This is a genomic window from Streptomyces sp. NPDC054770 (assembly GCF_053611985.1).
Window position 1 is genome coordinate 19,493 of record NZ_JBSHBL010000115.1, and the last position, 8,195, is coordinate 27,687.

An 8,195-nucleotide genomic window follows, 5' to 3' on the forward strand; every position below is an offset into this window, starting at 1 on the left:
TCGTTCTCTGCGTCCACAGAGTCCGATCGTGATCAGTATGTCGGTTGTCACCGGTCATCATGACTGTCGTACCCGTCCCGCGAGGAGCCCTCCCGTGCACCGTCCCTCCCCCATCGAGACCCGGCTCGCCGCCGAGCTGGCCGAGGCGCGGCCGGACCTCGTCGACCGGTACGCGGCCGAGCTGCCCGGTGCGCGGGCGGCGGTGCTGACCCGGCTGTGGCGGGCGCTGGCGCACGAGCCGCTGCCGTGGGTGGCGCGCCGGGTGCGCGGGGCGCACAGCCTGGCCCTGCGGCTGGCCGACGGACGGGCGCTGCACGGCCCGGGGGCCGATCCGTACGCCACCGACGCGTATGTGACCGCCGTACGCCTGGACGGGACGGCGTACGACGATCCGGCGCGGCTGATGACGGACCTGGGGTGGCCGCACTCGGCCGGGTTCGCGGCCGAACTCGGGCACAGTGCCGCGTCGTTGGCGCTGTCGCGGGCCGATCGGGAGGAGGTTCCCCCGAAGGAGTGGCCGGACCGGGACTGGGAGTGGGAGCAGCGGGTCGTCGACGGGCACCCCTTCCACCCCAACTGCCGTTCCCGGCCCGGTTTCTCGGCGGCGGAGCAGCTCGCGTACGGGCCGGAGCACCGGCCGGTCGTACGGCTGGAGGCGGTCCCGGTCGCGGCCGGGGACTGTCTGCTGACCGGCGGCTGGCCGGACGAACTCCGGGACGAGGGGCGGCTGTTGATTCCGGTGCACCCCTGGCAGAGCGCGCATGTCCTCAAGGGCGGCTCTGCCGGACCCTGGCGGGACGCGCATCCGCTGATGTCCCTGCGCACGCTCGCGCTCCCCGGCGGACCCCATGTGAAGACCGCGCTCACCGCCCGGCTGACCTCGTCGGTGCGGGACATCTCCGCGTACTCGGTCGGCGCGGCGATGACCTTGTCGTCGTTCGCCACGGACCTGGCGTCCCGCACCGACGGACTCCTGCACGTCACCCGCACGCTGGGCGCGGTGACCGCCGCCGACTCCCCCGATCTGGCGGCGCTGTTGCGCGAGTCGCCGGAGGCGTACGCGGCGCCCGGCGAGCGGGTCCTCCCGGTGGCCGCGCTGGCCGCCACCGGTCTCCCCCGATCGCCGTCCTGGCTGGCGGAGTTCACCCGGCTCGCCCTGACCGTGGGGCTGCGGCTGCTGGACCTGGGGGTGGCTCTGGAGGCGCACGGCCAGAACCTCCTGGTGGTGCTCTCCGGGACCGGGACCCCGCTCCGGCTGGTCTACCGCGACCTGGCCGACATCCGCCTCAGCCCCGCCCGCCTCACCCGCCACGGCATCACCGCACCCGATCTGACCGGCCGCCTGGTCACCGACGACGAAACGACTCTGCGCCGCAAGCTGTTCGGCTCCCTGGTCGCGGGCGCACTGGCGGGCACGGCGGGTTCCGGACCGGCCCTGGCGGCGGCCCTGGAGACGGCCGTACGGCAGCTGTCCGCCGGCCCCGACCTGACGGCCCTCCTCGAAGGCCCGCTGCCGGCCAAGGCGTTGACGCTGATGCGGCTGTCGCCGGAGGTGCCCGGGGACCAGTGGGCGGCCCTGCCGAACCCGCTCGCCGATTCCCGGTGACCGCCGCGGCCCGCCGGCCGCCCTCCGTTGACCTGGCGGTCACCCACGTTTCGGCGGCCGGGCCTCGTTTTGGAGCCCGGCCCCTTTGATCAATAGGATCCGCCGATGATCAGAACACATCGGCCGGCGGCAGGAGTCTGCGCCCTGCTCGCCGCCCTGGCGGCCGGGATCGCGTTCCCCGGCCAAGCGGTCGCCGACGAGACCACAGAGGCCGCCCCCAAGGTGGAACTCGTGCTGGACGTCAGCGGTTCCATGCGGACGGCGGACATAGACGGCGGGACGCGGATGGCCGCGGCCAAGCAGGCGTTCAACGAGGTGCTGGACGCGACGCCCGAGGGGGTCCAGCTCGGCATCCGCACACTGGGCGCCAACTACCGCGGCAACGACCGCAAGGAGGGCTGCAAGGACACCGCGCAGCTGTACCCGGTCGGCACGCTGGACCGCACCGAGGCGAAGACCGCCGTCGCCACGCTCTCGCCGACCGGCTGGACCCCGATCGGCCCCGCGCTGCTCAAGGCGGCCGACGACCTCCAAGGCGGCGACGGCACCCGCCGTATCGTCCTGATCAGCGACGGCGAGGACACCTGCCAGCCGCTGGACCCGTGCGAGGTGGCCCGCGAGATCGCCGCCAAGGGCGTCGGACTGACCATCGACACGCTCGGCCTGGTGCCGGACGCCAAGACCCGCGACCAGCTCAGCTGCATCGCGGACGCGACCGGCGGCACCTACACCTCCGTCCAGCACAAGGAGGAACTCACCGACCGGGTCGGCCAGTTGGTGGACCGGGCGGCGGACCCCGTGGTCACGCCGGTGGCGACCGAGGGGACGGACCAGTGCTCGTCCGCGCCCGCGCTCAAGTCGGGGCTGTACACCGACCGTGAGGAGTTCGGACAGCAGCGCTGGTACAAGGTGGACGTCGACCCCGGCCAGGAGCTGCGGGCTTCGGTGAGCGTCGCGGCCGACCGGGCCGTCAACGCCGACTACGGTGTGCTGCTGCGCGCGGTGACCGTGCACGGGCGGGAGATCGTGCGCGGCGAGGCGTCGGGCGTCGGCCGTACGGACGTCATCTCGACCGGGCTGCGGTACCCGAAGGCCGAGAGCGACGACGAGGACAGCACCCCGGAGACCGTCTGCCTCCAGGTGACCAACTCCTTCTCGGCCACGTCCGGGGTGAAGACCAGCCCCGGTCTGCCGGTCGAGCTGACGGTCGACGTGGTGGACGGGCCGTCGAAGGCGAGCGACGTCGCCTCCTTCGGTCTCGGCCGCGGCTGGTGGCTGCTCGGCGCCCTGGTGCTGACCGGCTTCCTCGCGGGTCTGGTGTGGGGCTGGGTGTCGCGCTGGCGGGTCGCGGTCTGGAGGACCAACTGATGCGGATCACACGAGTGTTGAGCGCCGCCCTGCTGGCGGTGGGGATCGCGGCGGGGCCGGCGGTCGCCGACTCCTCGCCCTCGCCGAGCGCCTCGGCGGACAGCGACGCGCCCACCCAGGCGGGCACGTCCTTCCGGACGGCGACGGAGATCGACCAGGGCCGGCAGGCGACGGCCAGCGGCTCGACCGGCGACTACCTGTACTGGTCCTTCCCGGCCGACGCCGGTCAGCGCCCCGACGTCAAGGCGACGGTGAAGCTGCCCGACTCGCACGCGGCGCAGACCTGGCAGCTGGACGTGTACGACGGGCTGCGGCGCCGGCAGGCCTGCCAGTACGGCGCGCAGACCCGCACGGCCGCGCAGGGCGCCGCGACGGTGGAGCTGGCCTGTGTGATGCGTACCGTCCGAGCCTGGTCGGAGCCGTGGGCCGACGACCCGCTGCCCGGCACGTACTACATCCGGCTGACGGTGGTGAACCTGACCTCGGCGGACCTCGGCCAGCCGGTGAGCGCCGAGGTGAAGGTGGACTCCAAGGACATCGGCGGCTCGGCGGCGGTGGACGGGTCGCTGGCCAAGCCGCTGGTGCCGGGGATCGCGGTCAAGTCCGAGTCGGACGAGGACAGTTCCTCGTCGACGAAGTCGGCGGTGCTGTCCTCCATCGAGCCCGACGACGGCTGGTCCTCCGGTTGGTGGACCGACCGCTGGGTGTGGACCGGGATCGGCGGCGTGCTGGCCGCGCTGGCGGGCATCGGCGGGTACGCGCTGACGCGCGGTTCGGGACGGCCGTCGCGAGTGCCGCCGGGCGCGTGATCCGACACCGAACCTGGTGACTGGGCCCCCGTTCGCGGCGGCCCAGTCGTCGTTTCAGGCCTCCCGCAGCTCCTTGGCCAGTGCGCCGTCCCCGGTCACCGTCACCCGCCCGGCCCGTACCGCCTCCGGCAGCGTCAGCTCGCCCCGGGCCAGGGCCGTACCCGTGCCGGTGTCGAGTACGAGCCGTGCGTCGGGCTCGGCCGGGGCGGGGCCGTCGCCGTAGACCGGGCCGTCCTCGGCGCCGACGTGCAGGTGGAAGTGCCCCTCCCCCAGCCGGACTTCGACGAGTCCCTCGCCGTCCAGGGCGCGCAGCAGGGGCAGCGCGAACCAGTGGGCGCGTACCGCGTCGGTGGGCCGGCGCTCGCCCAGTTCGGGCTCTCCCCACTTGCCCAGCGCCTGGAGCACCGGCAGCAACCCCCGCCCCCGACCGGTGAGTTCGTAGACGTACGCCGCGGCCGGCGGAGGCAGCCGCCGCCTGGTGGTGACCCCGTCCCGCTCCATGTCCTTCAGCCGGGAGGCCAGGACGTCCGTGCTGACCCCCGGCAGATCCGCGTGCAGGTCCGTGTAGCGGCGGGGACCGGCGAGCAGTTCCCGGACGATCAGCAGGGTCCAGCGGTCGCCGACGACGTCGAGGGCGCGGGCTGCGGAACAGTACTGGTCGTAGCTTCGGCGAGGTGACATGCGACGCAGTCTAGACAAGATGTTGGACTTTCCAAGCTCCTACTTGGTAAAACCAAGCAACACGAGTTTCCGGAGGGGCGCATGGAGTTCCGGCAGTCCAACAAGCTCAGCGAGGTCTGTTACGAGATCCGCGGGCCGGTGATCGAGCATGCCAACGCGCTGGAGGAGGCCGGCCACAGCGTGCTGCGCCTGAACACCGGCAACCCCGCGGTGTTCGGCTTCGAGGCACCGGAGGAGATCCTCCAGGACATGATCCGGATGCTCCCGCAGGCACACGGCTACACCGACTCGCGCGGCATCCTCTCCGCCCGCCGCGCGGTGGCGGGGCGCTACCAGACGCTGGGCCTGGAGGTGGGCGTCGACGACGTCTTCCTCGGCAACGGCGTCTCGGAGCTGGTCTCCATGGCCGTACAGGCGCTGGTCGAGGACGGCGACGAGATCCTGATCCCCGCCCCCGACTTCCCGCTCTGGACGGCGGTGACCACCCTCGCCGGCGGCAAGGCGGTGCACTACCTCTGCGACGAGCAGGCCGACTGGTACCCGGACCTGGCCGACATGGAGTCGAAGATCACGGACCGCACCAAGGCCGTGGTCATCATCAACCCGAACAACCCGACCGGCGCGGTGTACCCCAGGGAGATCCTGGAGGGCATCCTCGACCTGGCCCGCCGGCACGGCCTGATGGTCTTCGCGGACGAGATCTACGACCAGATCCTGTACGACGACGCCGTCCACCACTCGGTCGCCGCCCTCGCCCCCGACCTGGTGGTCCTGACCTTCTGCGGCCTGTCGAAGACGTACCGGGTGGCCGGGTTCCGCTCGGGCTGGCTGGTCGTCACCGGCCCGAAGCAGCACGCCAAGGACTACCTGGAGGGCCTCACCATGCTGGCCTCCATGCGGCTGTGCGCCAACGCCCCCGCCCAGTACGCCATCCAGGCCGCGCTCGGCGGCCGCCAGTCCATCCGCGAACTCGTCACCCCCGGCGGCCGGCTGTACGAGCAGCGCAACGTGGCCTGGGAGAAGCTCAACGAGATCCCGGGTGTCTCGTGCGTCAAACCGAAGGGCGCCCTCTACGCCTTCGCGCGCATCGACCCCAAGGTCCACCCGATCCACGACGACGAGAGGTTCGTCCTGGACCTGCTGCTCCAGGAGAAGATCCAGGTCGTCCAGGGCACCGGCTTCAACTGGCCCGCCCCCGACCACTTCCGCATCCTCACGCTCCCCCACGCGGAGACCCTGGAGACGGCGATCGGCCGGATCGGGCGGTTCCTGAGCGGCTATCGGCAGTAGTGGACGGCCGGGCTGGGGTATGTCGTCCCCATGACCCAGCGGCCTCTGCTCCTCCTCGACGTCGACGGCCCCCTCAACCCCTTCCGGGCCCGGTTCCTGCGGCACCGCGGGTACGTGACCCGCAGGCTGCGCCCCGCCAACTGGTCGGCCCGCCAGCGGCCCGGCTCCCGCGCGCTGCGCCGGGGGCTGCGGGTGCGGCTGCACCCGGGGCACGGGGCCCGGCTGCTCGCGCTGCCCTACGAGCTCGCCTGGGCCACCACCTGGATGCACCAGGCCAACGAGATGATCGGGCCGGTCGTCGGGCTTCCCGAACTGCCCGTCATCGAGTGGCCGGAGCTGTTCGCGAAGGACCCGGACGGCCTGTACTGGAAGACCCGGACCGTCGTGGCCTGGGCGGCCGGGCGGCCGTTCGTGTGGGTGGACGACATGGTCACCGAACTCGACGTCCGCCATGTCGCCGAGCACCACGAAGGCCCCGCACTGCTCCTTCCGGTGGACCCGAGGCACGGCCTGCGGGCGCGTGACTTCGCCGAACTGGAGCGCTGGGCTCTTAGCCTCTGACGTATGGCTGATGTCTTTCTCGTCCGGCACGGTGAGACCGAGTGGTCGCGGTCCGGACGGCATACCGGGTGGACCGACGTGCCGCTCACCGAGCACGGCAGGGCGGAGGCGCGGCGGCTGGTGCCGTTGATCCGCTCGCACCGCATCGGCGCCGCCTTCGTCAGCCCGCTCCAGCGGGCCCGCGAGACCGCCGAGCTGATCGGGGTGCCCGACGCCCGGATCGACGCCGACCTGCGGGAGTGGGACTACGGCGGCTACGAGGGCGTGACCACCATGGAGATCCAGCGCACCCGGCCCGGCTGGTTCCTGTTCACGGACGGCGTGGCGCCCGGTCCGCCGGACCATCCCGGGGAGAGCCCGGAGCAGGTCGGGGAGCGCGCCGACCGGGTGCTGGCCAAGGTCGAGGCGGCCCTCGCCAACACGGAGGGGATCGTGCTGCTGGTCGCGCACGGGCACTTCCTGCGCGTCCTGACCGCCCGCCGCCTCGGCCTGCCCCCGTCCGCCGGGGCCCTCTTCCAGCTGGCGACCGGGACGCTGTGCCGGCTGGGCACGGAGCACGAGCGACCGGTGATCGCGGGGTGGAACATCCGGCCGACTGAGTAGCGGGACCGCGTTGTCAGTCCCCGGTCGTACTCTTCCCATGAGCCGCTCACCAGGCGGTTCCGGACCGCGGACACCGGGGAGGAGCACCATGACCCGACCGCCCACCGCCGCGCAGCGCCGGGTCGTCGACGCCGCCGACCCGGTCACCGGACGGCTGCGGGGTACGGAGGCGCAGCTGGCGGCGCTGGTCAGGCACGGGCTCGCCTTCCGGCACCCGCGCCCGCCGCACGACCACTTCCTCACACCGGCGGGGCACCGGCTGCGGGAGACGCCTGCGCAGCCGCAAGTGACCACCCCACCAGCGGTCCAGGCGGAGCCGGACGGCGTCTTCGCGGCACGCGTCGGCGGCGAGGACGCCACCGATACCGGCCCGGCCCGCGCCCGTGAGGTGCACAGCGCCTGGCAGGGACTCCTGGAGCTGCGCCGGATGACCAATCCGGACGGTGCCGTGGACCGGCCGTGCGGCTGGGAGCGGGCGCATCTGGTGCGGGCCGCCGCTCTCGCCCTGGAGGCGGCCGGGCATCCGCCCGAGGGACCGGACCGCCCCGGCTACCGGGTGCGGGCGACCCCGCAGCCGGAGGCGGTCGCGGTGTACGCGCCGGCGGGCGAGCCGCTGCGGGCGTGCGCGGCCACCCTGGAGCGGGCGGGCTGGCAGACCGGCGAGTACACGGATCCCCGCAGCAGAACGCGCTATCTGCTGGCATCGCCGCGCCGGGTGTGACAGGCGTGCCAGGATGCCGACAAAGGATCAGTGCGTCGTACACGAGAAGGGGAAGTCGTGAGCGAACCGTATTCCGTCCGGGTGACCGTCCGTGGCTACGAGACCGATGTGCAGGGCCATGTGAACCAGGCGGTGTACCTGAACTACGCCGAGCACGCCCGCTGGTCGCTGCTCCAGGCGGCCGGGGTCACACAGGCCCAGCTGATCGGGCGGGGCGTGGGCCCGGTGGGACTGGAGACGACCATCCGTTACAAGCGGGAGCTGCTCGCCGGTGACGAGGTCGATGTGACCTGCGTGTTCGAGTGGAGCGGCGGCAAGACGTTCCGGATGGTCCAGAAGATAACCAAGGCGGACGGCACGCTGGCCGCCGAGGTCGACGCGGTCGGCGGGCTGCTGGACCTGAAGGCCCGGAAACTGGTCGCCGATCCGCGTGAGATCTTCAAGGAACTCACCTCGGCCCCGGAGCTGTTCGGGTTGTGACGCGGTCGGGGGGGGGGGGGGGCGGGGGGGGGGGGGGGGGGCGGCGGGGCGCGGCGGCCCCGAGCGGGGGGGGAGC

At 72.8% G+C, this 8,195-nt stretch carries 9 protein-coding genes; 8 read left to right on the forward strand and 1 reads right to left on the reverse strand.

Annotated elements, in window-relative coordinates:
- Positions 1 to 94: 94 nt before the first annotated feature.
- The 3 genes from ACWGKQ_RS48145 to ACWGKQ_RS48155 all read left to right on the forward strand — a co-directional run bounded on the left by ACWGKQ_RS48145 (position 95) and on the right by ACWGKQ_RS48155 (position 3,783).
- Positions 95 to 1,606, forward strand: a complete 1,512-nt coding sequence (locus ACWGKQ_RS48145) for an IucA/IucC family protein (protein WP_453298451.1) — start codon at positions 95 to 97, stop codon at positions 1,604 to 1,606.
- A gap of 105 nt (positions 1,607 to 1,711) precedes the next feature.
- A complete protein-coding gene (locus tag ACWGKQ_RS48150; RefSeq protein ID WP_453298452.1) occupies positions 1,712 to 2,974 on the forward strand; it encodes a VWA domain-containing protein in 1,263 nt (420 codons plus the stop codon).
- A complete protein-coding gene (locus tag ACWGKQ_RS48155; protein WP_453298453.1) occupies positions 2,974 to 3,783 on the forward strand; it encodes a hypothetical protein in 810 nt (269 codons plus the stop codon). Before ACWGKQ_RS48150 ends, ACWGKQ_RS48155 begins: the two co-directional genes overlap by 1 nt.
- Before the next feature lie 54 nt (positions 3,784 to 3,837).
- Here ACWGKQ_RS48155 and ACWGKQ_RS48160 read toward each other — a convergent pair whose 3' ends face one another.
- Complete coding sequence (locus tag ACWGKQ_RS48160) at positions 3,838 to 4,464, reverse strand: winged helix-turn-helix transcriptional regulator (RefSeq protein ID WP_453298454.1); 627 nt, start codon at positions 4,462 to 4,464, stop codon at positions 3,838 to 3,840.
- 81 nt (positions 4,465 to 4,545) lie between these two features.
- Between ACWGKQ_RS48160 and ACWGKQ_RS48165 the strand changes: the two genes are divergently transcribed.
- The 5 genes from ACWGKQ_RS48165 to ACWGKQ_RS48185 all read left to right on the forward strand — a co-directional run bounded on the left by ACWGKQ_RS48165 (position 4,546) and on the right by ACWGKQ_RS48185 (position 8,119).
- A complete protein-coding gene (locus tag ACWGKQ_RS48165; RefSeq protein ID WP_453298455.1) occupies positions 4,546 to 5,754 on the forward strand; it encodes a pyridoxal phosphate-dependent aminotransferase in 1,209 nt (402 codons plus the stop codon).
- Between the two features lie 30 nt (positions 5,755 to 5,784).
- On the forward strand, positions 5,785 to 6,315 hold the full coding sequence (locus ACWGKQ_RS48170; protein ID WP_453298456.1) for a hypothetical protein: 531 nt from the start codon (positions 5,785 to 5,787) through the stop codon (positions 6,313 to 6,315).
- Between the two features lie 3 nt (positions 6,316 to 6,318).
- Entirely contained in the window at positions 6,319 to 6,918 is a 600-nt protein-coding gene (locus ACWGKQ_RS48175; protein ID WP_453298457.1) for a histidine phosphatase family protein, read from the forward strand.
- An 88-nt stretch (positions 6,919 to 7,006) separates the two neighbouring features.
- Positions 7,007 to 7,639, forward strand: coding sequence for a hypothetical protein (locus tag ACWGKQ_RS48180; RefSeq protein ID WP_453298458.1), 633 nt, complete (start codon positions 7,007 to 7,009; stop codon positions 7,637 to 7,639).
- Positions 7,640 to 7,696: 57 nt separating this feature from the next.
- Positions 7,697 to 8,119, forward strand: coding sequence for an acyl-CoA thioesterase (locus ACWGKQ_RS48185; protein WP_453298459.1), 423 nt, complete (start codon positions 7,697 to 7,699; stop codon positions 8,117 to 8,119).
- Positions 8,120 to 8,195 lie beyond the last annotated feature (76 nt).